The organism is Parageobacillus caldoxylosilyticus (assembly GCF_019272935.1).
Classification (GTDB): Bacteria; Bacillota; Bacilli; order Bacillales; family Anoxybacillaceae; genus Saccharococcus; species Saccharococcus caldoxylosilyticus.
Genome location: NZ_CP040553.1, coordinates 2915463 through 2940737, shown reverse-complemented (window position 1 = coordinate 2940737; position 25275 = coordinate 2915463). Strand labels below are relative to the sequence as shown.

The 25275-nt window shown below is 45.6% G+C and carries 23 protein-coding genes; 1 reads left to right on the top strand and 22 read right to left on the bottom strand.

All coding sequences use genetic code 11. The features are described 5' to 3' along the window. Nucleotides 1–3 precede the first annotated feature (3 nt). Nucleotides 4–420 carry a methylmalonyl-CoA epimerase gene (gene mce, locus BV455_RS15105; RefSeq protein ID WP_017435247.1) on the bottom strand — a complete coding sequence of 139 codons (417 nt, stop codon included), beginning with the start codon at nucleotides 418–420 and terminating at the stop codon, nucleotides 4–6. Between the two features lie 389 nt (nucleotides 421–809). Between mce and prli42 the strand changes: the two genes are divergently transcribed. Further along, entirely contained in the window at nucleotides 810–902 is a 93-nt protein-coding gene (prli42, locus tag BV455_RS20815) for a stressosome-associated protein Prli42 (RefSeq protein ID WP_017435246.1), read from the top strand. Nucleotides 903–999: 97 nt separating this feature from the next. On the opposite strand, the gene BV455_RS15095 is transcribed toward prli42, so the two are convergent. The 21 genes from BV455_RS15095 to yqiS form a co-directional block, all read right to left on the bottom strand. Continuing rightward, nucleotides 1000–1506, bottom strand: a complete 507-nt coding sequence (locus BV455_RS15095) for a L,D-transpeptidase (protein WP_017435245.1) — start codon at nucleotides 1504–1506, stop codon at nucleotides 1000–1002. A gap of 87 nt (nucleotides 1507–1593) precedes the next feature. Beyond that, a complete protein-coding gene (locus tag BV455_RS15090) occupies nucleotides 1594–2553 on the bottom strand; it encodes an aromatic acid exporter family protein (RefSeq protein WP_017435244.1) in 960 nt (319 codons plus the stop codon). A 64-nt stretch (nucleotides 2554–2617) separates the two neighbouring features. After that, on the bottom strand, nucleotides 2618–3340 hold the full coding sequence (locus BV455_RS15085; protein ID WP_081159904.1) for an amino acid ABC transporter ATP-binding protein: 723 nt from the start codon (nucleotides 3338–3340) through the stop codon (nucleotides 2618–2620). Then, nucleotides 3333–3992 carry an amino acid ABC transporter permease gene (locus BV455_RS15080; protein WP_017435242.1) on the bottom strand — a complete coding sequence of 220 codons (660 nt, stop codon included), beginning with the start codon at nucleotides 3990–3992 and terminating at the stop codon, nucleotides 3333–3335. The genes BV455_RS15085 and BV455_RS15080 overlap by 8 nt, the downstream gene beginning before the upstream one ends. Before the next feature lie 75 nt (nucleotides 3993–4067). Then, nucleotides 4068–4847, bottom strand: coding sequence for a transporter substrate-binding domain-containing protein (locus tag BV455_RS15075; protein ID WP_218687366.1), 780 nt, complete (start codon nucleotides 4845–4847; stop codon nucleotides 4068–4070). A gap of 228 nt (nucleotides 4848–5075) precedes the next feature. Next, the gene (locus BV455_RS15070) at nucleotides 5076–5507 is read right to left on the bottom strand and encodes a BrxA/BrxB family bacilliredoxin (protein ID WP_017435240.1); all 432 of its coding nucleotides are present in this window, start codon (nucleotides 5505–5507) and stop codon (nucleotides 5076–5078) included. Nucleotides 5508–5546: 39 nt separating this feature from the next. Further along, nucleotides 5547–6647 carry a methylmalonyl Co-A mutase-associated GTPase MeaB gene (gene meaB, locus BV455_RS15065; protein WP_218687365.1) on the bottom strand — a complete coding sequence of 367 codons (1101 nt, stop codon included), beginning with the start codon at nucleotides 6645–6647 and terminating at the stop codon, nucleotides 5547–5549. Then, nucleotides 6644–8839 (bottom strand): methylmalonyl-CoA mutase, encoded by a 2196-nt coding sequence (scpA, locus tag BV455_RS15060; RefSeq protein WP_042408488.1) that lies wholly within the window; start codon nucleotides 8837–8839, stop codon nucleotides 6644–6646. Before scpA ends, meaB begins: the two co-directional genes overlap by 4 nt. Next, nucleotides 8832–10877 carry a methylmalonyl-CoA mutase family protein gene (locus tag BV455_RS15055; RefSeq protein WP_218687364.1) on the bottom strand — a complete coding sequence of 682 codons (2046 nt, stop codon included), beginning with the start codon at nucleotides 10875–10877 and terminating at the stop codon, nucleotides 8832–8834. Before BV455_RS15055 ends, scpA begins: the two co-directional genes overlap by 8 nt. A gap of 507 nt (nucleotides 10878–11384) precedes the next feature. Next, nucleotides 11385–12551 carry an IS256 family transposase gene (locus BV455_RS15050; protein ID WP_218687363.1) on the bottom strand — a complete coding sequence of 389 codons (1167 nt, stop codon included), beginning with the start codon at nucleotides 12549–12551 and terminating at the stop codon, nucleotides 11385–11387. 244 nt (nucleotides 12552–12795) lie between these two features. Next, a complete protein-coding gene (locus tag BV455_RS15045) occupies nucleotides 12796–13167 on the bottom strand; it encodes a DUF3888 domain-containing protein (RefSeq protein ID WP_052510034.1) in 372 nt (123 codons plus the stop codon). A gap of 154 nt (nucleotides 13168–13321) precedes the next feature. Next, nucleotides 13322–13702 carry a DUF6262 family protein gene (locus BV455_RS15040; protein WP_042409697.1) on the bottom strand — a complete coding sequence of 127 codons (381 nt, stop codon included), beginning with the start codon at nucleotides 13700–13702 and terminating at the stop codon, nucleotides 13322–13324. Beyond that, nucleotides 13695–15803, bottom strand: a complete 2109-nt coding sequence (locus BV455_RS15035) for a tyrosine-type recombinase/integrase (protein ID WP_218687362.1) — start codon at nucleotides 15801–15803, stop codon at nucleotides 13695–13697. The genes BV455_RS15040 and BV455_RS15035 overlap by 8 nt, the downstream gene beginning before the upstream one ends. After that, complete coding sequence (locus tag BV455_RS15030) at nucleotides 15800–16936, bottom strand: tyrosine-type recombinase/integrase (protein WP_042409702.1); 1137 nt, start codon at nucleotides 16934–16936, stop codon at nucleotides 15800–15802. The genes BV455_RS15035 and BV455_RS15030 overlap by 4 nt, the downstream gene beginning before the upstream one ends. A gap of 262 nt (nucleotides 16937–17198) precedes the next feature. After that, a complete protein-coding gene (locus BV455_RS15025) occupies nucleotides 17199–18506 on the bottom strand; it encodes a dihydrolipoamide acetyltransferase family protein (protein WP_061579916.1) in 1308 nt (435 codons plus the stop codon). 58 nt (nucleotides 18507–18564) lie between these two features. Further along, nucleotides 18565–19548 carry an alpha-ketoacid dehydrogenase subunit beta gene (locus BV455_RS15020; protein ID WP_017435234.1) on the bottom strand — a complete coding sequence of 328 codons (984 nt, stop codon included), beginning with the start codon at nucleotides 19546–19548 and terminating at the stop codon, nucleotides 18565–18567. Between the two features lie 13 nt (nucleotides 19549–19561). Beyond that, nucleotides 19562–20557, bottom strand: a complete 996-nt coding sequence (locus BV455_RS15015) for a thiamine pyrophosphate-dependent dehydrogenase E1 component subunit alpha (protein WP_061579915.1) — start codon at nucleotides 20555–20557, stop codon at nucleotides 19562–19564. A gap of 23 nt (nucleotides 20558–20580) precedes the next feature. Beyond that, nucleotides 20581–22002, bottom strand: a complete 1422-nt coding sequence (gene lpdA / locus BV455_RS15010) for a dihydrolipoyl dehydrogenase (protein WP_218687361.1) — start codon at nucleotides 22000–22002, stop codon at nucleotides 20581–20583. Between the two features lie 15 nt (nucleotides 22003–22017). Beyond that, nucleotides 22018–23130: a butyrate kinase gene (gene buk, locus BV455_RS15005; RefSeq protein WP_218687360.1), complete on the bottom strand. Its 1113-nt coding sequence runs from the start codon at nucleotides 23128–23130 to the stop codon at nucleotides 22018–22020. Nucleotides 23131–23204: 74 nt separating this feature from the next. Beyond that, on the bottom strand, nucleotides 23205–24308 hold the full coding sequence (locus tag BV455_RS15000) for a leucine dehydrogenase (protein WP_218687359.1): 1104 nt from the start codon (nucleotides 24306–24308) through the stop codon (nucleotides 23205–23207). 21 nt (nucleotides 24309–24329) lie between these two features. Further along, nucleotides 24330–25229, bottom strand: coding sequence for a phosphate butyryltransferase (yqiS, locus tag BV455_RS14995; protein ID WP_218687358.1), 900 nt, complete (start codon nucleotides 25227–25229; stop codon nucleotides 24330–24332). Nucleotides 25230–25275: the final 46 nt, after the last annotated feature.

Below are 25275 nucleotides of genomic sequence, written 5' to 3'. Positions count from 1 at the left end.
CGCTTACACCTCCGCATCCTTTCTCTCGCAAAGTTCGTACAAAACTCCTCCGGTTGACTTCGGATGCATAAAGGCGACAAGCGCACCGCCGGCGCCGCGTTTTGGCGTTTCTTGAATCATGCGAATTCCTTTTTCTTTCAACTCGTTGATCCGTTCTTGTATATCGTCCACTCCAAGCGCGACGTGATGAATCCCTTCACCGCGCTTTTCAATAAATTTTGCAATCGCGCTTTCCGGCGATGTAGGTTCAAGCAGTTCGATTTTCGTTTCTCCTGCTTTCAAAAAGGCGACTTTTACTTTTTCCGATTCTACTTCCTCCACGCCGAGAAATTTTAGCTGCAGTATATCGACATAAAATGGCAGCGTTTTCTCAAGCGATTTAACGGCGATGCCGACATGATCAACCTTTTTTACGTTCATTGTCAATCCCCTTTGCTGTTAAAATAATGTGAACATTATGTATGTTCGCTCTTTCGACAAAAAATCCTGCTTTTTCATGACAATCATGGACAAGTTTTTCCCTTGTCCTTATTTTTCCGCCACTGTACAATGGTAAACAGAAACGCCCGTCTTGCAGAAGGAGGTGTAGACCTGGTTGCTAAAATCGTTGTCGTGTACGGACCGAGGGAAGGAATGGTGTGCGACGGGCGCCGTCGCTGACAGCGAGCCACGGGGTGTCTTTCGCAGCTGGTGAGACATGAGGGATTCCCTTCCTGATGGAACTCAGGTGTTTCCTGAGCGGCAAGCGGTGTTTCCCGGTTCCATCGCGAGGAGTCGATTTTTATAGATTTTAGTAACCAGGAAATACAATGTCCCGGAAAACACAAAAGTTCGTCGTTTATTTAATGTTGATTTCCATGCTCATTACCACGATTTTAGCCGGCATTAGCATGTGGTTTTAATTAGAAAAGCGGAGGCGGCGGGGTCATCCGTTTTTCAACAGGTCGCTTTGTCTGCACGAAAAAGGCAAGCTCCGTGATGAGGAAGCTTGCCTTTTCATCAAAGCGCCCCATATCGCTTGGCAATCGAATAAAACGATTCATTGCTGCGGATAATCAGCACTTTTGTGCCGATCGGCACTTTTTCGTATACCTGTTCGACGTCTTGATTATACATGCGCACACAGCCTAGCGAGACATATTTTCCGATGGAGGCTGGGTTGTTGGTGCCGTGGATTCCATATATGCGGCCGCCCGTTCCTCGCGCATTAAAACCGATCCATCGCGTTCCAAGCGGATTGTTTGGCGCACCGCCTGGAATGTTTTTTTTGCGGTAATACGGATTTTTCGCTTTCACCGTCACGGTAAACAGCCCTTCCGGCGTTAATGACGCATTGACGCCCGTCGCCACTGGATATACTGATTCAATTCTTCCGTTACGGATAAAGGCCATTTTATTGGTTGTCTTATTGATAATGATCAACGGAGTTATCTCCGCTGCGGAAAAGTCAAGAAACGACAAGAACGAAGAAACGAACAACATGGCTGCTAGCAGAAAGCGTACCATTTTGTTTCACCCTTTTTCCGTTGTTTTTATTATAGTGTGAAACAAACGCAGTGCAAGCATGCATCGTTCGCCCATCGCAGCGGAAGTTTATTTTTTCCTTTCCGATACACCAAACTGACTTTTAATAATCAAATATTGCTCCAACTCTTTTACTAAATGCAATAGCGCGGCGCGTTCCTCAAATTCTTCGCGTGTTTTTGGAAGCGGCATCGTTTCAAACCGTTTTCGCATATCATAAAGCTCGCGGAGAAAACGGTCGGCCGTATTGCCCGGATGAATGGCATCGCTTAATTTGTCGATAAAATCGGCGATCATCATGCGTTGCTCTACCGTATACGTCAGCGAAGTAACAAGCGGCAGCACTCTTTCTATAATTTCCAGCTGTCTTTCCCGCATGCGAAAATAATGAACATATTCGTCCTCGTACCGCAGCATGCGATTTTCGACATTGCGCAGCGCCAATTGCTTTGCCTGCTGCAGCGTCTCGGCCGCAAGCGGCAATTCTTTTCCGTCCCAATCCGTTTCATTTGTGCGCAAATAGCGGACAATCTCTTTTAAAATAATGCGGAATAAATCTTCGACAATGCGCTGATATTCCTTTAGCTTCTTTTCTGCGCTTGGCATATACATATTCATCAACAGCGCCACGCTCATACCGATGGCAATCAGCAGCAGTTCATTGAAAATAATGGACCATGTAAACTGCCTTGCTGCGTACAAATGGAGAATAATGACCGAGCTGGTGACGATCCCCTCATTTACCTTCAGCCATACGGTCGTCGGAATAAAAAAGAGAAGCAATAGTCCGACCGTAAACGGATAATAGCCGATCCCTCGGAAAAAGATATAAGAAAACAACATCGCTACGACACAGGCGACAAAGCGAGCCCATGCCGTTTGCAGCGATCGTTTTTTTGTGACTTGAATGCATAAAATCGTAATAATGCCGGCAGAGGCAAAATTATGTAACCCTGCTAGCTGGGCGATGCTAATCGAAAGCGCGGTGCCTATTGCTGTTTTCGCTGTGCGGTATCCGATTTTCACCATTTCTTCATTCCCCTGACCAAAATTAAAAAAGATGATCCAAAGATCATCTTTTTATTGTACTTCATTATAACATCTTTTCAAGAAATTCTTGAGCCCGCTTGCTTTTCGGAGATGCAAAAAATTCATGTGGCGGCGCGTCCTCGACAAGCTGGCCGCCGTCTAAAAACAACACCCGGTCAGCGACTTCACGGGCAAAGACCATTTCATGAGTGACAATCGCCATCGTCATTCCCGTATGGGCAAGCGACTTCATTACTTCAAGAACTTCTTTGACCATTTCCGGGTCAAGCGCTGACGTTGGTTCGTCAAACAGCATCACATCCGGCGACATAGCAAGCGCCCTTGCAATCGCCACGCGCTGCTTTTGCCCGCCCGACAGCCGGCTTGGATATTCGTTTGCCTTTTGTTCCAATCCGACCTTTTTCAACAACTCGATGCCTTTTGCCTCCGCTTCGGCTTTCGTCATTCCTTTTACTTTAATCGGGGCATACGTGACATTTTCAAGCACGGTCATATGAGGAAACAAATGAAAATGTTGAAACACCATGCCGACATGCTGGCGCACTTTCATAATGTTTGTCTTTTTATCCGTAATTTCCTGGTCACCAATCCAAATTCTCCCCCGCGTCGGTTCCTCCAACAAGTTTAAGCAGCGTAAAAACGTCGATTTTCCCGACCCGGATGGACCGATCACCGCCACTACCTCGCCTTGCTTAATCGTTGTCGTAATTCCTTTTAATACTTCTAATTTCCCAAACGATTTATGCAAATCCTCGACTTTAATCACTTTTTCTCAATCTCCCTTCTAACGCTTTGCCAAGCAGCGTAAGAAGCATGACTAAAACATAGTAAATACATCCAGCAATCAATAGCGGCTCAATATACCGATAAACTTGTCCGCCAACGATGTAAGCCCGCCGCATGACATCCATTGCTCCAATTACCGTTACAACCGCAGATTCTTTCGTCAATGTAATCAATTCATTCATCAATGCCGGCAAAATATTTTTCAGCGCTTGCGGCAAAATAATGTCTCGCATCATTAGCTTATACGGAACACCAAGCGCCAGCGCCGCTTCCCGCTGTCCTTTATCAACGGCTAAAATGCCGGCACGGATAATTTCAGAGACATAGGCGGCGGAGTTTAACCCGAACGCGATGACCGCTGCGGGAAACGCGTCAATTTCAAAACCGGTAAGCTGCGGTATTCCAAAATAAATAAGAACAAGCTGTAATACAAGCGGCGTGCCGCGAAACACGGATGTATAGGCATCGGCAAACCATGTCAAAACCTTCATTCCGCCAATCTTCATTAACGCTAAAATAACTCCAAACACAAACCCTAACAACGCCGCAAAAACGACAATTTTTAACGTAACTGCGATTCCTTGCAATATATACGGAATTGATGGAACAATTTGCGAAAAATCTAAATTCACGTGAGCCTTCATCCTTCCTTGCAACATAGTGAAAACGTTCAAAAAGGAGATCAGATCCTTTTTGAACGCATAACTTTACTGGTCAAACCATTTTTTAATCAACTTGTCCACTTCGCCGTTTTTCATTTTTTTTTGCAATACTTTGTTAAACTCATCGCGCAGCTTGCTGCCTTTCGGGAAGGCGATAGCGGAGCCTGCTTCTTGTTCGCTTGTTGGCATCGTGTGCCCTTCTAATTTGCCATTGCTATTTTTCAAATACCCTTTTGCGACTGTATCTTCGATAATCGCTGCATCAAAGCGCCCTGCTTGAATCTCTTGAATTAACTCCGGAATGCGGTTGCGGCTTTCAATTTTCATGTCAACTGTCTTTGCAATTTTATTTGCTTCTCCTTCTTGAATCGAGCCAGTTTGAACACCAACCGTTTTTCCTTTTAAATCTTCGACCGTTTTAATGCCGCTTCCTTTTTTGGAAACGATCATGTTTCGCGCTACATAATACACATCCGAGAAATCAACGCTTTTCTTGCGTTTTTCCGTCGGTGTCATTCCCGCCAACACAAAATCGACTTTTCCCGACTGCAGTGCTGGGATAAGACCAGTAAAATCCATATCCACGATTTGAATTTCATATCCCAATTCTTTCGCAATCATTTTCGCCAAATCGACATCAAAGCCAATAATGTCATTCCCTTTCGCCGTATCAATATATTCAAATGGCGCATAGTCGGCGGAAGTGCCCATTTTTAATACTTTCTTTTGCTCTCCGCTTCCGTTTTTCTGCCCCCCTGTGCCACACGCCGAGAGCAAACCAATTAATAGAATGCTAGCAATAAAAAGCAACAACGATTTTTTCATACGGTGTCTCTCCCTCTCTGCTCAAAAAAATTAAATAATTTTTATAATATTATGAATAAGTTTTAAAGATTAATAATACACACTTTGTTTTTGAATATATATTCTACGTTTTGTATATTAACACATTAAGTAATAATTATGCAATTCATTTTTTTATTATAAATAAATCATTTTTACTTTTTGAAAATAACAAGCAAATAAATAACGGAGCTGAAAAATTCAGCTCCGTTATACTTCATCACAATATTGATCAAATGCCGCCTGCAGCTTTTGAACGACTTCAATCGGCTCATGCCCTTCGATTTCATGGCGATGAATCATCATACAAAGCTTGCCATCCTTTAATAAAGCGAAAGATGGAGAAGAAGGCGGCTGTCCTTCAAAATATTCCCTTGCCCGCGCCGTTGCCTCTTTATCTTGTCCGGCAAATACGGTTACAAGATGGTCTGGACGTTTGTCATAATGAATCGCGTGTGCCGCTGCAGGACGAGCAATGCCCCCCGCACAACCGCATACCGAGTTAATCATCACAAGCGTTGTGCCTGGACGCTTGAATGCCGCATCAACTTCTTCAGGAGTACGCAACTCTTCAAAGCCAGCCTCCACGATTTCGCGGCGTGATTGTTCCACAATATCATTAAATAGTGGAAATTGAAACATGCTAAGCACCTCCTTCTCCTATCGTATCACATTTTTCCATTATGACCTACTTTCATATATCTTAATGAGTTCCCGTACCGCGGAAGTAACGGATTGTGTTCCAGAAATAACCTTATTTTCAATGACCGGCAGCTTCTCTTTTACCGCAGGATGGGAAAAGAAACTTGTTTCTAAATAATCTTTAATCATCGAGTAAATCCAATCTTTTTGTTGATGGCGCCGGCGCATATCAAACACGCCCGACTGTTTCGTCGTTTCCACAAACTTCTCAATCACGTTCCAAATCTCTTCGATGCCTTCTCCTAAAAGCGCCGAGCACGTATACGCTTTTGTTTCCCAGCCCGGCGTTGCTGGACGCAAATAGTGGAGAAATTGATTGTATTCTTTTTGGGCCGCCAACGCTTTCGGCTTATTGTCGCCATCCGCTTTGTTAATCACAATCGCATCGGTTAATTCCATAATTCCGCGCTTCATTCCTTGCAATTCGTCACCTGCTCCGGTCAACACCAGCATTAAAAAGAAATCGACCATGCCGCGGACGACAAACTCGCTTTGCCCGACGCCGACCGTTTCGACTAAAATGATGTCATAGCCCGCCGCTTCGCAAAGCATCATCGTTTCCCGCGTTTTGCGGTGCACGCCGCCAAGCGCTCCGCCTGACGGGGACGGACGAATAAAAGCGCGCGGATGGCGGGCCAGCGTTTCCATCCGCGTTTTATCGCCGAGGATGCTGCCGCCGGTAATGGAACTGCTCGGATCGACCGCCAGCACAGCGACGCGATGGCCTTTTTCGCATAAAAACGTGCCAAACGCTTCGATGAACGTGCTTTTCCCCGCTCCCGGCACACCGGTGATGCCGATGCGGATCGACTTGCCGACGTGCGGCAAAAGTTTATTTAGCACTTGCTGGGCGATGTCCATATGCTTCGCGGCATTGCTTTCCACCAAGGTGATCGCCTGCGCCAAAATCGTGCGGTCATTGTTTAGCACGCCGGCGACATACTCCTCCACGGACCGTTCTTTTCGTTTCACCCACCGCTTTGGGGCGGACGGAGGAGCCGCTTTCACATACGTAGTGGCAAATTCGTCTCCCTTGTCCTCTTCCACCCATTCGGGGCGCTGTGTTCGTTCGTCGCTCATTGGCTCACTTCCTCGTAACCGAGACGTTTATAAATTTCTTCGATCACTTTTTCGGCGGCAACTGGAATAACTGTTCCCGGCCCGAAAATGGCAGATGCGCCGTGTTGATATAAAAACTCATAATCTTGCGGCGGAATGACGCCGCCGACAACAACGATAATATCTTCGCGGCCAAGCTTGCGCAGTTCTTCCACCAATTGCGGCAGCAACGTTTTATGACCGCCGGCGAGCGAGCTGATGCCGACGACATGGACATCGTTTTCAACCGCTTGGCGCGCCGTTTCTTCCGGCGTCTGGAACAGCGGGCCGATGTCAACGTCAAATCCTAAATCGGCAAACGCCGTCGCGATCACTTTCGCCCCGCGGTCATGGCCGTCCTGCCCCATTTTCGCAATCATAATCCGCGGGCGACGCCCTTCCAATTCATAAAATTCATCGGTCATTTTTTTGACGCGTTCAAATTGCTCTTCATTTTGGAATTCGGAGCTGTACACGCCGCTAATCGAGCGGATCACCGCTTTATGGCGCTTCGCCACTTTTTCAATCGCATACGAAATTTCGCCCAATGTCGCACGGACGCGCGCCGCCTGCACGGCCAATTCAAGCAAATTTCCTTCTCCTGTTTCCGTCGCTTTCGTAATCGCGTCAAGCGCCTCTTGTACTTTTTGCTCATCGCGGGAGGCGCGCAGCTGTTTTAATCTTTCAATCTGGCGCATCCGCACCGCCGTATTGTCGACTTCTAAAATTTCAATCGGCTCTTCTTTTTCCGGACGGTATTTGTTGACGCCGATGATCGTTTCCGCCCCGGAGTCAATGCGTGCTTGGCGTCTTGCCGCCGCTTCTTCAATGCGCATTTTCGGAATCCCCGTTTCAATTGCTTTGGCCATGCCGCCAAGGCTTTCGATTTCTTCAATATGCTTCCACGCCCGTTTCATCAATTCGTTCGTTAACGTTTCTACATAATAAGAACCTGCCCATGGGTCAATGACATTGCAAATCCCCGTTTCATCTTGCAAGTAAAGCTGTGTATTACGGGCAATGCGCGCCGAGAAATCGGTCGGAAGCGCGATCGCTTCATCGAGCGCGTTCGTATGGAGCGACTGCGTATGGCCAAGCGCCGCCGCATGCGCTTCGATCAATGTGCGCACGACATTGTTAAACGGATCTTGTTCGGTCAAGCTCCATCCCGATGTTTGCGAGTGCGTCCGCAATGCGAGCGATTTCGGGTTTTTCGGGTTGAACGTTTTCATCATTTTCGCCCACATGATGCGCGCCGCGCGCATTTTCGCAACTTCCATGAAATAATTCATGCCGATCGCCCAGAAGAAGGAAAGCCGTGGCGCAAAGGAGTCGATATCAATTCCTGCTTTTAAGCCAGTGCGCACGTACTCCAATCCGTCAGCGAGCGTATACGCCAATTCAATATCGGCCGGCGCCCCCGCTTCTTGCATATGGTAGCCGGAAATGCTGATGCTGTTAAACTTTGGCATGTATTTTGAAGTGTACTCAAAAATATCCGCAATGATGCGCATCGACGTTTCCGGAGGATAAATGTAAGTGTTGCGCACCATATATTCTTTTAAAATATCGTTTTGAATCGTCCCGGAAAGCTTGTCTTGCGTGACGCCTTGCTCTTCGGCCGTGACAATATAAAACGCCATAATCGGCAGCACTGCACCGTTCATTGTCATCGACACCGACATTTGGTCAAGCGGAATGCCGTCAAACAAAATCTTCATATCCAAAACCGAATCGATCGCCACCCCTGCTTTGCCGACGTCGCCGACGACGCGTGGATGATCGGAGTCATAGCCGCGGTGGGTGGCAAGGTCAAAGGCAACGGACAGCCCTTTTTGCCCCATCGCCAAATTGCGGCGGTAAAAGGCATTGCTTTCTTCCGCTGTCGAAAACCCCGCATATTGCCGGATCGTCCACGGCCGATTCACGTACATCGACGGATACGGCCCGCGCAAATACGGTGGGATTCCCGGCATATAATCAAGAAAATCATAATCTTCGATATCTTTTTTCGTATAAAGCGGCTTAATGGCGATATGCTCATTCGTCTGAAACAGCAGGTCATCGATGGATGCCCGCACCTTGTCTTCGATCGCCTGTTTCCATTGTCGCTCATCTGCCGTTTGTTTTGTGATTTCTAGCGAAAGATTGGTAAAATCAACTTGTTTATTCATTGAGGGCCACCCCCATCTCTTTCATAAACGATACAATCATTTCATAACAGTTCGAACCGATATGGATAAAGCCATCGACCCCAGCCTCGATGAAAGTCTGTTCGATATCGGCCGGCTGTTTTCCGGCGACATACAGCTTCACGTTTGGCTTTGCCTGCTTGAACGCTTTGGCGATCGCCGGAACAATATCAGTGTAGCTTTCATCCGAGCCGCAAATAACATAATGCGTCCCGTTTGCATTGATTGCTTCTGACACCGCTTCCTCAGCGCTATGAACGCCTTCGCTTTTTTCAACAGCCATCCCGCCGGCTTCAAAAAAGCCGGTAATAAAATCGGCGCGCGCTTTATAGTTTGGAATATTTCCGATATTGATGAGATGAACGGCAGGGCGAGAACCGTATTTTTTCAGATAGGCTTCCGAAGCTTTGCGCAGCCGTTCGAACGGTTCGGCAAGGCGCCATTGTGTAATCGGCTTGACATGGATGGACGCTTCCTCTGTTTTCAATGCTGCTTCGATTTCCCGAGCGGTTGCTCGGCGCAAAGCCATGTCAACTGCCGTTTCGATCCATTGCTGATTGGCAAAGCCCGCCTGCAGCGCGGCAGCATGCTCTTTGTTGATGACGGATGAAGACCGCTGATGTTCGTTGCTTATATTCGTTTTTTCAACCGGTGCTTCCGCCAAGTTCGCGTAAAAATTGGTGCCGACAATTTTTTCTTTTCTCGTTTCGACGTTTTTCTTGCGCTGCCTTGCGACTGCTTCCACTTGCTCCTGCACAAAGCCGTCCGCGAGCGCCTGAACGATGCCGCCTCTTGCTTCAATTTGCTGGAACAGCTTCCACGCTTCTTCCGCCACTTGAGCCGTCAACGTTTCCACATAGTACGAACCGCCAGCCGGGTCAATGACATTGGCGATATGCGCTTCTTCCAACAAAATCAGCTGCGTGTTGCGGGCAATTCTCCGCGAAAATTCATCAGCTGGGCCGATCGCTTCGTCAAACGGAGAAACATGAAGGCTGTCTGTGCCGCCAACCGTTGCCGCAAACGCCTCGGCCGCCGCGCGAAGCATGTTGACATACGGATCGTACACCGTTTTCGTAAAATAGGACGTGCGTGCATGCATCGCGATTTTTTGCGATGACTCACTGCCGCCAAACGCTTTGACAATATTGGACCAAATGAGCCTTGCCGCGCGAAGCTTGGCGATTTCCATAAAAAAGTTGGAGCCGACAGAGAACGAAAACTGGATTCGCGGCGCAATGGCATCAACCGCCACTCCTCTATCCAAGCAAGCACGGATATATTCCACTGCTGTTGCAAAGGCGAAAGCCAGCTCTTGCACCGCGTTCGCTCCGCCATTATGATACGGCTCGCCGCGGACGATCACCGTTTTTACGTTTGGCATATGTTCTTGCGCCCACTTCGTTACATCCGCCATGACATCATACAAAGCCGCAACCGATGGAGAGAGCTTTCCTGTTTCCGCCAGCGCGCCGATGGGATCCATGCCAATCGTTCCGCGCACCGTATTAAACGGTATTTGCCGTTGTTGCAAATAAGCGGCGAACAGCGCTAAAAATGAAAGCGACTGTGCTCCCGCATCGACGCGAAGCGAATACATATCCAATGAAATACCGGAAAACATAGCTTCGATATCGTCAAGCGATGTAACTGGAAACCCTAACCGCTCCAATACGATATGGATTTCCGTTTGCCCTTTTTCCAAATCATGCTTGACGATCTCGTTCCACTCGGTTGGACTGCTTGCGGAAATTTCCTGGCTTACTTTCCAAGGTTCTTTGATATATCCATTTGGCCTGGTGCCGCGGATATAATTAGCAAAACCCGGATACTGTTCGATATAGGCAAGCTTCTCTACATCATGGCGCGTATAAATAGGCTGAATCGTGATATTCTCATATGTAGTCGAATACAATTTTTCGAACGGTTTCCCTTTTAATGACTTTTCCACTTCCTGCTTCCACTCCGCAAAGCTTGGAGCGGGAAACGTCACATTTTTCATCGTTGAAATATCGCTCACTATGTTTTCCCCCTTTTCAGTGCTTTCTCCCATCCATAGAAACCGCTTTCTTTTGCACTTTTAAAAATATTACTGATATTTTTTATTGTAGTACATGTGCATCGTTCTAGCAACGAACAAAAAACGTTTGCGAAAAGACAAAGCCTAAAATCGATCAAATTCCATTTGCTTTTTCATAGACGCTAAAACAAAAACAATGCCATGGGCCGTATATTCTTGCAATGCATACCAACAATTATCGGCTTTCATTTTTCCTGTTCCATCACTTCAGTAATAATAAATCATTTTTTCTAAGAGAAATTTCTATTAAAGAGTATTATAACACGAAAAACCTCACCACAAAAAAGGGTACCGTCAAGAATTTTGTGTAATATAATGGGGGTAGGGTTTCTCTGAAATGGATTTGGAATGAATAGGGAACTAGTTTCCTCCACACAGGAGACTGAATATTCAGTCTCCTGTGTGGAAAGGGAGAATCCCCCTATTTTGTTTATTTACAGTATTTGGTTAATGATAACGTTCTTCAAACATTCGCTCGAGGGCTTCCTGTGCTTCGGCAAATCCTCGTAACTTTCGTCCTGCCCATTTCTCATTAAAATCTTGAATGGTCAAATATACGACTTTTTCAGCGGCTTCTAAACTATTCAAACTGTTCATCGGCTTTAGACGTTTCCGAATCTCCTTGATCGTTCGTTCGATGGCATTGGTCGTATAAATCACACTTCGAATACTGCTTGGATAATCCATAAATGTAAGGAGGACATCCAACTCATTGGCCCAAGATTGGACTTCTCTCGGATACTTGCTTGACCATTTCGACTCAAACTGTTGAAACATCTGTAACGCCATCTCCTTATTCGGCGCGCGATAAATCAGCTTGAGATCCTCGGCCACTTCAAATTGGTCTTTTTTCCGAACACGATGGAGCGTGTTACGGACTTTGTGAACGACACAACGCTGCACATCGGCTTTCGGATAAACCGCCTTAAAGGCTTCCTCCAACCCTGGTAGTCCATCGAATACGCCCAGAAGCACTTCCTTGGCGCCTCTTTGGTAGAGGTGTTGAAGAATTTCCTGCCATACATAGGCGCTTTCTTGTCCTCCCACAAAAAAATCAAGAATTTCGCGATATCCTTCTTCGTTCACCCCTAACACCACATAAATGACTTCTTTCTCCACGGTTTCGCGACGAAGTTTTACGTATAAACCATCCAAATATAAGACGGAATAACGCTTGTGCAGTGGACGAGTGTGCCATTTCTCGATGTCTTCCTTCACTACATCGGTAATACGGCTGATCGTTGCAGGAGAATAGGCATTGCCTAAAATTCGTTCAATAAACTTGCCAATTTCACGCGTACTCATGCCACTTTGATACATCCTGATGATGGCTTCCTCCAGCCAGCCGGTGTGGCGTTGGTAAGGAGCGAACAATTGGGTTTGAAATTCTCCGTTTCGGTCTCTAGGGACCAAAAGACCTTCAATCCGGCCATATTGCGTATCTAGATTTCGTTGATAGTAGCCGTTTCTCATATTTGATGTTCCGGCCTGTTCTATTTCGAGGAAATTCTTGATTTCTTCCCGCATGATCAGTTCTAATTTTTCCTTTACAAACTGACGAATGACACTTTCCAGTTGATTTGCCCAGTCGACATTCGGTATACTTTTAGACATAGGTAGGGTTCTCCTTTCTCTGGAATGTTTGGGTTCAATCAGAGAATACCCTACCTTTTTTATTTTGATCTAGTAAAATGCTTTACACAAAATTTTATACATCATCCAAAAAAGCTTATCAAGACCTAAATTAGAGAAATATAAGTAAATAAAAGGACATTACATATTGTATATGACTAATATGTAATGTCCTTTCTTATTCAACTAAAGCATCCCGTTAGCTTAAACAAAACGATTTCAAAAATCATCCTTCAACCTTAGTTACAGTAACCCTATCTAACTTTACATCAAAAGTTAGAATGACTGGACCTTCTGGTGGATTATGAGGACCTGTATAAGTATCATATTTAACCTTTATTGTAAAGTCATATTGAGAATATCCTTCAGTTTTCCGATTCACTTCTAATATTTCTGCATTCCATAACCCATAACTGCGAGATGGGTACTTGTTGTTTATTGCTTTCCTCGCATATGGGTCTAATAAAACTAACAAAGCATCATAAAAATCAGTATGTTTTTCCTCGCCAGTAATATTAGTCTTTGCTACAACTTGGTAGGACAATGATAAATTCCAGAATAATAAACATATAACAAGTGAAATTAGAATCCGTTTCATATAAAAAGCTACCTCCTTTTTTAGATAGCCTCCCCTAAAAAAGATGATTTATTTTGGTTAATTTGCCTTCAAAATCTCCTAAATATAATAAATTCTTCTTCAACTAACTTGACCGTTAGTTGAAGAAGAAAGGAAACAATGTTCCCTTTTGTTACTATAACTTCTTATATACCTCTGCGTAAGCTAATTTTAACTGTTCCCGTAATTGCTTGTTTTCGTCTTCTAACTTTTTGATTTTTCGTTTCAACGATTCAATAAGAGCGTCTTTGTTGCTCTCATTCATTTCTCGCTTTATTTGTTTCGCAGTAGGAGCTTGTGCTTGTTGTTGGCGTAAGGTTTCAATACGCTCACGCAGTTCAGAATGGTTGTAAAGTGTTGCTTTCGCTACCCCTGCTTCATTTGCTACGCTATTAAAATTAATGCTCTCATTGGCTCGTATGAGCCTTTTAATGGCTTCATCGACCTTTTGATAGGTGAGAGCCTTTCTGGAGGCATGAATGGCTTTCAAATGCTCTCTACGGTCATAGTTAGCCATTGGAAACACCTTGCTTTCGTTTGATTCGTTCTAATCGCCCAAAGATGATATTGCCTTCTTTAATGGTGTTTAAGATTTTCTCGTAACGCTCTAAATTCCTTTTATTCTTTTCAGCGATATCATTCCTGCCACGCTGTTCCAAAGCTTCTATCGTTTTTGTGGTTGTTTTGATTAATAATTCATACTTCTGTATATCCAAATCAGAAAAACCGATGGCTAAGTCCTTACATGGGCTTCCACCGTTACATGTTAGACATGGTGGTTCTTCGGCATACGGACAATTTCCGTTGATTCTTGCGTGACAAGTTCCGTATGGATTATCAATCGCATTCAATTTATGATCACGCCACAATGTTTCCAAGATATCTTCTGGAATATCCTTATTAGGTTTTACTTCCCGAACCTCCCCATTTAGGTCAAAACTAAATACACCTTGTTTTATTGCTTCCTCAAATGCTTTACGCTTGGTATCGTCTAATAACTTAGCGTATCGTAGGGTCATTTCAGGTGAAGCATGTGCTAATAATTCTTGAACCGTTAAAATATCGACTCCACTATTTAACATTTTGACCGCATAGGTATGGCGGAATTGATGTGTTTTAAAATGAAAGACATGACCGTTTTCGTCTATAATATTCTTGGTTTTTGCTAATTTATTTAGTTCATACCGAATGAAAGCTTGACTAAATGGTTTTCCTTTGCGGGAACCTCGATAACGAACGAAAATAAATTTTTCAGGATTGTTGTCGTCATTGCTATTTTTTATGGATTTATCAATCAATACCGCAAGAATATTGGCTAATTCTTCATCAATCGGAATCCGATGTCCTTTTACGTAGGTTTTTTCAATATCGGTCTCGATATAATATTTTCCGTTTAGTTTGACTAAACAATCTTGTGTTAAGCCTAGTACATCGGAAATCCGCAATCCTGTTTTAAAGGCTACCCATATTATAGTCTGAATATCTTTGTGAAGATGATTGATATGAGTGAATAGTTGCTCCAACACATAATCAGGAATATAGTCAATTTGGTCAATGGATTTCTTCTTTGGTTTTGGTTTGTCTTCTGGGAAAATTAACAAATTTACATTAGTTTCGGGAGCGATATCGTATCCATATCGTTGAATGTCTTCAAGAAACCTTCCTACGATATATAGGGCATATGATATATAGCGTTCAGGATGCGCATTCTTTTGCTTTAAGTTGCTTTCCGCATATTCATGCAACCATTGAATGTACTGTTCCATATGGGAACGCTTTAACCCACTTAAATCATTCCAAGTCGGTTCTAAAGAAAACAAGAAAGAGAAGAATTTTAGTAAATTGGTAAAATAGTTTATTGCGCTACTCCAAGCGAAACGGTTTTTACTTAATAAGCGTTGCTTGATATACTGTTTTACTTGCTGACGTATGTTCATGTTTTCAAACTTGGTGAAGTCAATGTAATGGTCAGACTTACTTTTGTTGTACTCAATCCCATACTTATCATGTAGGACCCTTACATCCCATCGGTCTTTTTCCCATTCTTCACGATTGTCAGTTAATTCAAAAAGCTTCGTTTGTAAGACTCGTAAAATGGTTGCTGTTTGTGATTTAACTGTGCGTTCACCATAATAATGTTTTTTAATTTTTTGTGTTTTAATCCTTTGCTCGGTTAACCAAAGCAACCATTCTCGCTCTACTTGATTTATCTCCAAATCAAGTAGGGAATATAAGGTGGGGTACTTTGCATTTAGGAAGGCGGTCAATTTTCGAAGAATTGCAGCCAGTCCAATCCAAACAGTTGTTAAACTCCATTCATCCCGAAATAACTTATGGTAGAACACATACTTAATTTCCAAGTTGACAGATGGGCTTTTCACTTGAAATAGAATATATCTATGTGAATCCTTATAGTTTGAAAATTGTTCTTTGAAGTTAGAAATAGTTCCTATTACATTAATGTCCCATTTATCATTGACTAAAAAATATGGATTTGGTTCAACTTTGGTAGTTATCGAGCCGTCTTTATGGATGGTTTTTTCGGTATAGGTTGATAACTCTTGCTGTAAACGTTCATGGAAACTTAATTGATGAATAGGGTGTTGTTGAATATTCATTCGATCGAATCCTTTCCAGATTTTTTTGTGATGTCAAACGCATGTTGTGCCTTCTCCCAATTCTTACGGATTTCTTCATCCGAAGGATGGAGATACAAATTGATCGTGGTTTGGATTTGAGAATGTCCTAATCGTTCTTGTACTTGTTTAATATCTTTCGTTTGTTGGTAGTACATGGTAGCGTGTGTATGGCGTAAAAGGTGAGGATGAACATGGATCCCTGTTTTCTTTTTCAATCGCTTAAATAAGGCTTCTACATCGCTATAGGTCATGGGTTGACCTACGTTCTTGCCGCGCAATTTGATAAACAAGAAATTTGTATTGAAGTCCAACTCATCCACTACCTCATACAAGTAATCATCCAACAAATCCATTAAGGCTTGGGAAACATAAATTTCCCGTTCCCCTGTTTTTAGTTTTGCTCCGTTCTCCAGTTCCCCTCGATGGACTAAACGAATCCGATGTCCGTTCTTATGATCAAAAATAAAATCCTCAATGAATAGAGAAAGCACCTCACCAATTCGCAATCCTGTTTCAAAAAGCAATTGAATTAACAATCTATCTCGGATGTTAGTGGTTGCTTTTATCAATTGTTGTACTTCTTCTTTCGTTAAAACTTTCAGCTTTTTTCTTGGCTCTTTGACCTTCAGAATATGACGGTTAGAAGGCTTATTTTTATTGACATGATACAGAAAATCCTTGTATCTGGTTCTTCCTCCTGTAAAATCTTGCTTCATCAACTTATCGACCAGATCATTTGGAAGTTCCTCATTTCGATACAAATAGTCATAAAAATTGGTGACGGCTGTAATCGTCAGATTAATCGTTTTTTCTGTTTTCTTTGCTTTCACAGGTTGGAGGGGAGTCACCTTTGTGCTTTCATATGGATTCCTCAACCATGCGACAAACTCCACCAAGTCCTCTAAACGAACTTTCCTGTAATCCTTCTTCTTTTCCTGTAAAAACACAAAATACTGCTTTAACGCATAACAGTAGGTCTTCAGTGTATTCCTGCTTTTCCCTGTTGTATCTAAATACTTCAGATACTTTACCACAGGAATCACAGGAAATCCTTTTTCATCCACTAATATGTATCTAATGTTATTCTCTAAGAAAACCTCTTGCACCCTCATAGATCTTCACCACCTAATATCTTTTCTTTTTTACGCTCGGTCGAAAGACCTCGCTACGCCTCCCGCTGTGGGCTATGTCCTCCACCTCTTTTAAAACAAAAATATGTTTTGCCTATAAGTATACATAATAGACCATATTTTCAATATCTATATAATGAATCTATTATGTATGAAAAAAGAGGATATATGTCCTTATACTGAACATAATATCCTCTAATCATTATAGTATAGTTAAACGAATTTGCGGTGAGGTTCTCCTATATTAATAAATCGGCGTATTGTCTTTCGATACGTTTTCCAAAATCTCTTTGACACGCGCCAGGAAGCGGCCGCAAATGAGACCGTCTAAAACGCGGTGGTCAAGCGATAAACATAAGTTCACCATGTCGCGGATCGCGATCATGCCGTCTTTGACAACCGGGCGTTTGACAATCGATTCGACCTGCAAAATCGCTGCTTGCGGATAGTTGATGATGCCCATCGATTGCACCGAACCGAAAGAGCCGGTGTTGTTCACTGTAAACGTGCCGCCTTGCATGTCTTCCGGGCGGAGTTTGCCGGCGCGCACTTTGGCGGCGAGCTCGGCGATTTCACGGGCGATGCCTTTGATTGATTTTTCGTCGGCGTGCTTAATGACTGGCACGAATAACGCATCATCTGTTGCAACGGCGATTGAGATATTGATATCTTTTTTCTGCACGATTTTGTCGCCCGCCCACATCGAGTTGAGCTGCGGGAATTCTTTGAGCGCCTGGGCGACCGCTTTGACGAAGAAGGCAAAATACGTTAAATTGAAGCCTTCGCGTTTTTTGAATTCGTCTTTGATTGAGTCGCGATACGCAACCAAGTTTGTGACATCGACTTCGACCATCGTCCAGGCGTGCGGCGCTTCGTGCTTGCTGCGAAGCATGTTCGCGGCGATCGCTTTGCGCACCGGTGTGACCGGAATTTCGATGTCTCCTGCTTGAACAGGGACGTTTGGAGCCGTTGGTTGTTTTGGAGCAGCTGCTGGTTCTGCTTTTGGCGCTTCCTGCGCTGGTGTCGGCTGCGGTGCAGGCTGGGCCGAAGCGGCTGGCTGCCCACCGGTTTTCGGGATATTTCCGGATTCGATGAGTTTTAACAAATCTTTGCGCGTAATCCGTCCGCCCAGCCCCGTTCCTTGCACTTGCTCCAAATCAATATTATGTTCTTGAGCGAGGCGAAGAACGGCTGGCGAATAGCGCCCTTTATTGGCCCGATCCGCTTTTTTCGGAGCTTGGGCAGCTTCTTCCTTTGTTTCTTCTGCTTTCGGTGCTTCCTCTTGTTTCGTTTCCGCTGCTGTTCCTTCTCCTTCCACTTCCATCGTACAAATCACGGCGCCAACCGGCAGCGTTTCTCCTTCCTTCGCGATAATTTCTTTGATCACGCCCGTAAATGACGAAGGAATTTCCGCGTTTACTTTATCGGTCATGACTTCGGCGATCGGATCGTATTTATTGACTTTGTCGCCGACGGAAACGAGCCATTTGCTGATCGTGCCTTCGGTGACGCTTTCCCCAAGCTGGGGCATGGTAAGTTGTTCAATTGCCACGTAGATGACCTCCTATCTCCGTTCAAATCTGCATTTTGAATCGCAAAAATCCGCCTGCTTAAAACGCTGCTAGCTTGCGCATCGCTTTTTCCACTTTATCCGGGTTGACCATAAAGAATTTTTCCATCGTTGGCGCGTATGGCATCGCCGGAACGTCTGGACCGGCAAGGCGCATAATTGGCGCATCTAAATCAAACAAGCAATGTTCAGCGATAATGGCGGCCACTTCGCTCATGACGCTTCCTTCTTTGTTATCTTCCGTAATCAGAAGCACTTTTCCTGTTTTGCTTGCTGCTTCAATAATCGCTTCTTTATCTAACGGATATACCGTACGCAAATCAAGAATATGAACGGAAATGCCGTCTTGCGCTACCCGTTCTGCCGCTTGCAGCGCAAAATGAACGCATAACCCATACGTAATAACGGTAATATCGTCGCCCTCGCGTTTAACGTCGGCTTTGCCGATTGGCAATACGTAATCGTCTTCCGGCACTTCGCCTTTAATCAGACGATACGCGCGCTTATGTTCAAAGAAAAGAACCGGATCTTCATCGCGAATCGCCGCTTTCAAAAGCCCCTTCACATCATACGGAGTCGATGGCATGACAATTTTTAAACCTGGCTGGTTCGCAAAAATCGCTTCCACCGATTGTGAATGATATAATGCGCCGTGAACGCCGCCGCCGTACGGGGCGCGGATGACGATCGGGCAGTTCCAGTCGTTGTTTGAACGGTAGCGAATGCGGGCCGCTTCAGAAATAATTTGGTTGACCGCCGGCATGATGAAATCGGCAAATTGAATTTCGGCAATCGGGCGCAGTCCGTACATCGCCGCGCCAATGCCGACGCCAACGATCGCGGATTCGGCCAGCGGAGTGTCAATGACTCGCTCTTCGCCGAACTGTTCATACAATCCTTGCGTCGCTTTAAATACTCCGCCCTTTTTGCCCACGTCTTCCCCTAATACGAAAACGCGCGGGTCGCGTTCCATTTCCTCACGAATCGCCATCGTCACAGCATCAATATAGGAAATCACTGGCATCGTCCATTCCCCCTTACTTCTCTGCGTATACGTACTTTAAGGCATGTTCTGGTTCTGCATACGGCGCTTTTTCTGCATAATCCGTCGCTTCGTTCACCTGCTTCATGACGCGGTCGTGAATTTTTTTCTCCAGTTCATCTGTCAATACACCGACTTCTTTCAAATATTTCGCAAACGAAATAATCGGATCTTTGGCGCGCGCTTCTTCCAACTCTTCTTCGGAACGGTATGCGCGTTGGTCGTCGTCGGAAGAATGCGAGGTTAAACGATAGGAAACCGTTTCAATCAATGTCGGTCCTTCGCCGCGGCGGGCGCGGTCCGCTGCTTCTTTGACAACTCTGTACACTTCAAGCGGATCGTTTCCGTCTACCGTATAGCCCGGCATGCCGTAGCCGATGGCGCGGTCCGATACTTTTTCGCATGCCAATTGTTTTGAAATTGGCACGGAAATCGCGTATTTGTTGTTTTCGCACATGAAAATGACAGGCAATTTATGCACGCCGGCAAAGTTGGCACCTTCATGGAAATCGCCTTGGTTCGATGATCCTTCCCCGAACGTCACAAAAGCGACAAAATCTTTCTTTTCCATTTTCGCCGCCAGCGCGATGCCAACTGCATGCGGCACTTGCGTCGTTACTGGAGATGAGCCGGTGACGATGCGATTTTTCTTTTTCCCGAAGTGACCCGGCATTTGCCGGCCGCCGGAGTTCGGATCTTCGGCTTTTGCAAACGCGGAAAGCATTAATTCCGTCGGTGTCATTCCAAATGTTAAAACAACGCCCATATCACGGTAATAAGGCAAAACGTAATCTTTCGTGCGGTCAAGGGCAAATGCCGCGCCGACTTGCGCCGCTTCTTGTCCTTGGCAAGAGATAACGAACGGAATTTTTCCAGCGCGGTTTAATAACCACATACGCTCGTCGATTTTGCGAGCCAACAACATCGTTTCATACATTTGCAATACCGTTTCATCGCTTAAGCCTAGCGCTTGGTGACGATTTTCTGCCATCGAAACAACCTCCCTTTATTCGCTTAAAAATGAATCGCTTTTCCATCCACAGCAAGCGCCGCTTCTGCCATCGCCTCTGATAACGTCGGATGCGGATGAATCGTATGCGCGACCTCCCATGGCGTCGCGTCGAGGACGCGGGCGAGTCCCGCTTCGGAAATCATATCGGTTACGTGAGGACCGACCATATGAACACCAAGCAAGTCGTTCGTTTTTTGATCGGCTATGATTTTCACAAATCCTTCCGCTTCGCCAAACACGAGCGCTTTGCCGATCGCTTTAAACGGGAATTTGCCGACTTTTACTTCATATCCTTTTGCTTTCGCTTCTTCTTCCGTCAAGCCGACACTTGCGACTTCCGGACGGCTGTAGACGCATTTCGAAATCATGGTATAGTCGATTGGTGATGGATTTTGGCCAGCGATATGCTCTACAGCAACGATTCCTTCATGAGACGCTACGTGCGCTAGCTGCAAACCGCCAATGACATCGCCAATCGCATAAATATGCGACTCTTTCGTTTGATAAAACTCGTTCGTTTGAATAAATCCCTTTTCTACGACAATATCTGTATTTTCGATGCCGATTCCTTCAATGTTTGCCTGCCGGCCGACGGAAACGAGCATTTTTTCGGCGGTAAATGTTTTTTGTTCGCCTTTATATTCCGCTTTAATCGTGACCCCGTTTCCTTTTTCCAATGTTTCTGAAAGCACTTTCGCCTCTGTCACAATCGTAATGCCGCGGCGTTTTAAGAGCTTTTCCACTTCTTTGGAGACGTCGTGATCTTCCGTCGGCAAAATGCGGTCGGCGTATTCTAGCACCGTCACGTCAACGCCGAAATCATTCAGCATGGATGCCCATTCAATGCCAATGACACCGCCGCCGACGATAATAATCGAAGAAGGAAGTGTTTCCATTTGCAGCGCTTCATCGGATGTCATGACCAATTTGCCGTCAATGTCAAGACCCGGCAGCGTCCGCGGGCGCGAACCTGTGGCGATGATGACGTTTTTTGGCACGAGCATCTCATTTTCCGAACCGTCATTCATTTCCACGGAAATCGTTCCCGGCATTGGCGAGAAAATCGATGGTCCTAAAATGCGCCCCGTGCCGGCATAGACGTCAATTTTTCCTTTTTTCATCAAGTGTTGGACGCCTTTATGGAGCTGTTCGATAATGGCTGTTTTGCGCGCCTGCACTTTGGCGAAGTCAAGGCGCACATCGTTTGCCACGACGCCGAACGTTTCGCTGTTTTTCGTTTGCGCATATACTTCCGCACTCCGCAGCAGCGCCTTGCTTGGAATGCAGCCCGCATGCAGACACGTTCCGCCCAGCTTGCCTTTTTCGACAACGGCTGTTTTTAACCCTAATTGGGAAGCACGAATCGCCGCCACATATCCTCCAGTTCCGCCGCCAAGGATGACGAGATCATATTCTTTTGCCATATCTTTTTCTCCTTTCTATCGCAAAACGGTTGTGTGTGCCACATTTCCGCTTGGATATACTTTTTCCTTTTCTTCGCCGCACAACACGCGCAACGCTCCTTCCGCAAGCGCTTGCAATTCGTTTTCGCCGGGATGGACAATGACATCGGCAATCCAGTAAACGCGGTCGCTAATTTCCTTCACAAACTGTTTTCCGTAGGCAAGACCGCCTGTCAAAATAATCGCGTCGACTTTTCCCTCCAATACAGCACTTGCCGCTCCGATTTCTTTTGCGACTTGATAGGCCATTGCACTATATACTAGTTTCGCCTTTTCATCGCCTGCTTCAATCATTTTTTCGACTTTTACTGCGTCGTTGGTGCCGAGATAACCGACTAATCCGCCTTTGCCAACGAGCATGCTCATCACTTCATCACGGAAGTATTCGCCGGAAAAACATAGAGAAACAAGGTCGCCTGCTGGTACAGTTCCGGCGCGTTCCGGGCTAAATGGGCCTTCGCCATCCAATCCGTTATTGACATCGACTACCCGGCCTTTTTTATGAGCGCCGACGGTAATTCCGCCGCCCATGTGAGCGACAATGAGGTTGAGCTCTTCATACGATTTGCCGAGCTGCTTGGCGACGCGGCGCGCTACCGCCTTTTGATTGAGCGCGTGAAAAATACTTCTCCGTTCAATGAGCGCAAATCCAGAAATGCGGGCGATTGGCTCAAGTTCATCGACGACAACAGGATCAACGATAAAGGCAGGAATATTTAACGCCGAAGCAATTTCATGAGCTAAAATGCCGCCAAGGTTCGAAGCATGCTGGCCGGAATAGCCTTTGCGCAAATCCTCAAGCATCTGTTCATTGACACGGTACGTGCCGCCTTCAATTGGGCGCAAAAGCCCGCCGCGGCCGCAAACAGCACTTAACTTGGAAAGATTAATTCCCTCTTCATCGAGAGCGTCTAGAATCGTTTGTTTGCGAAATTCATATTGATCAATAATCGATGGATAGCGCTGCAGCGTTTCTGCGTCATGGCGAATCGTTTTTTCAAAAATGGAGCGTTCATTTTCAAACACGCCAATTTTTGTCGAGGTCGATCCGGGATTAATGGTTAAAATGCGAAACTTCTGCTCTTGCAACGGTTGCTACCTCCATTTCTGGGTGCGGAAGCAGAAAATATTTTCCTGCTTTTCCGCTTCCGCTTATATTGTCCTTAACGACCGCGACGGCGGCTTAAAATATGATGACCGTTTTGCAAGAATTGGCTGCGGGACTTGCGCATCGTTTCAATGCGTTCCTCCGCAAGACGGTCTGCCGCTTGATACGTCGGAATGCCGTCGCGTTTCGCAATGGCAAATACTTTTTCGATGTTGTCGTAAATTTGCTCAATTTTTTTCATCGCCCGTTCCCGGTTGTAGCCATACAGTTCATCCGCGACGTTAATGACACCGCCGGCATTGATGACATAATCCGGCGCATACACGATGCCCATTTCATGAATGACATCACCATGTTTCGGCTCTTTTAGCTGGTTGTTCGCCGAACCGGCAATGACTTTCGCTTTTAATTGCGGAATCGTTTGGTCGTTAATGATGCCGCCAAGCGCACATGGGGCAAAAATATCGCAATCGACGCCGTAAATATCGTTCGGGTCTACCGCTTTGGCGCCAAACTCTTCAACGGCGCGCTGCACCGCTTCTTTGTTAATGTCAGTGACAATAAGTTGCGCCCCCTCTTCATGAAGATGGCGGCATAAATGATAGGCGACATTGCCAACCCCTTGCACGGCAATGACTTTTCCTTCTAATGAATCGCTTCCAAACGCTTCTTTTGCCGCTGCTTTCATGCCTCGGTACACCCCATATGCCGTTGCTGGGGACGGATTGCCCGATGAGCCGAATTCTGGTGAAATGCCTGTCACATAATCGGTTTCTTGGTAGATGATATCCATATCGGCAACGGTGGTGCCGACGTCTTCCGCAGTGATATAGCGGCCGTTTAATCCTTGAATAAAGCGGCCGAACGCGCGGAACATTGCTTCATTTTTATCTTTGCGCGGATCGCCGATAATGACCGTTTTCCCGCCGCCAAGATTGAGTCCTGCCGCAGCGTTTTTATACGTCATGCCGCGCGCTAAGCGGAGCGCGTCTTCAATCGCTTCTTCTTCCGAGTTATACATCCACATGCGCGTACCGCCTAATGCTGGGCCGAGCGTTGTATCATGAATAGCGATAATCGCTTTCAATCCCGATTCTTTGTCTTGGCAAAACAACAATTGTTCATAATCGTATTTTTCCATATATTTAAACAGTTCCATGATGACTTCCTCCCTAATAGTTTATTTGGACGCGGAACAAACCGCGAGCGCTAACGAATACAGTTTGCTTTCCGCCGAATCGGCGCGTGATGTAAGGACAATCGGCGCCTTCGCCCCAGCGATGACGGCTCCGACTTTGGCATTGGCAAAATAAACAAGCGATTTATACAGCATGTTTCCCGCTTCAATGTCGGGAACGAGCAAAATATCTGCCCTGCCCGCCACTTCGCTGTCAATGCGCTTATGTTCCGCCGCTATAGACGAAACAGCATTGTCAAGGGCAAGCGGTCCATCAATGATGCAACCTTTTATTTGTCCACGTTTTTGCATCATGGTCAGCGCTGCCGCATCAACAGTGGCTGGCATCGCCGGGTTGACTACTTCCACCGCCGCCAGCGGCGCCACTTTCGGTGCGTCAATGCCAATCGACCGTGCTACGGCAACGGCATTCGCCACAATTTGTACTTTTTGTTCTAAATCCGGCGAAATGTTCATTGCCGCATCCGTCACCATGATGAAACGGTCATAGCCAGGAATTTCAAATACAGCCACATGGGAAAGCACCTTTCCCGTCCGCAAGCCGTACTCTTTGTTTAACACTGCTTTTAACAACGTAGCGGTTGGGATGTTTCCTTTCATCAGGACATTTGCCTCATTTAAGTGAACAGATTTTACCGCCAGCTCAGCGGCTTGCACAGTAGAATTGGCATGGACGATTTGAATATGGTCGGAATCCGCATAGCCTTTTCGCCTTAACAATTGCACAATTTGTTCACGGTCTCCATACAACACAAACTTTCCGAAATGGCGATCGAGCGCCATCGTCACGGCATCAATCACTTCTTCATCTTCCGCTGCCGCAACAGCTACCGTCATATCGGTATATTTGGTTGCATGATCGATCAACGATTGCAGCTTCATCTTATACACCAACCTCTTCGTCAAAATTTACGGTGGCACTTTATTA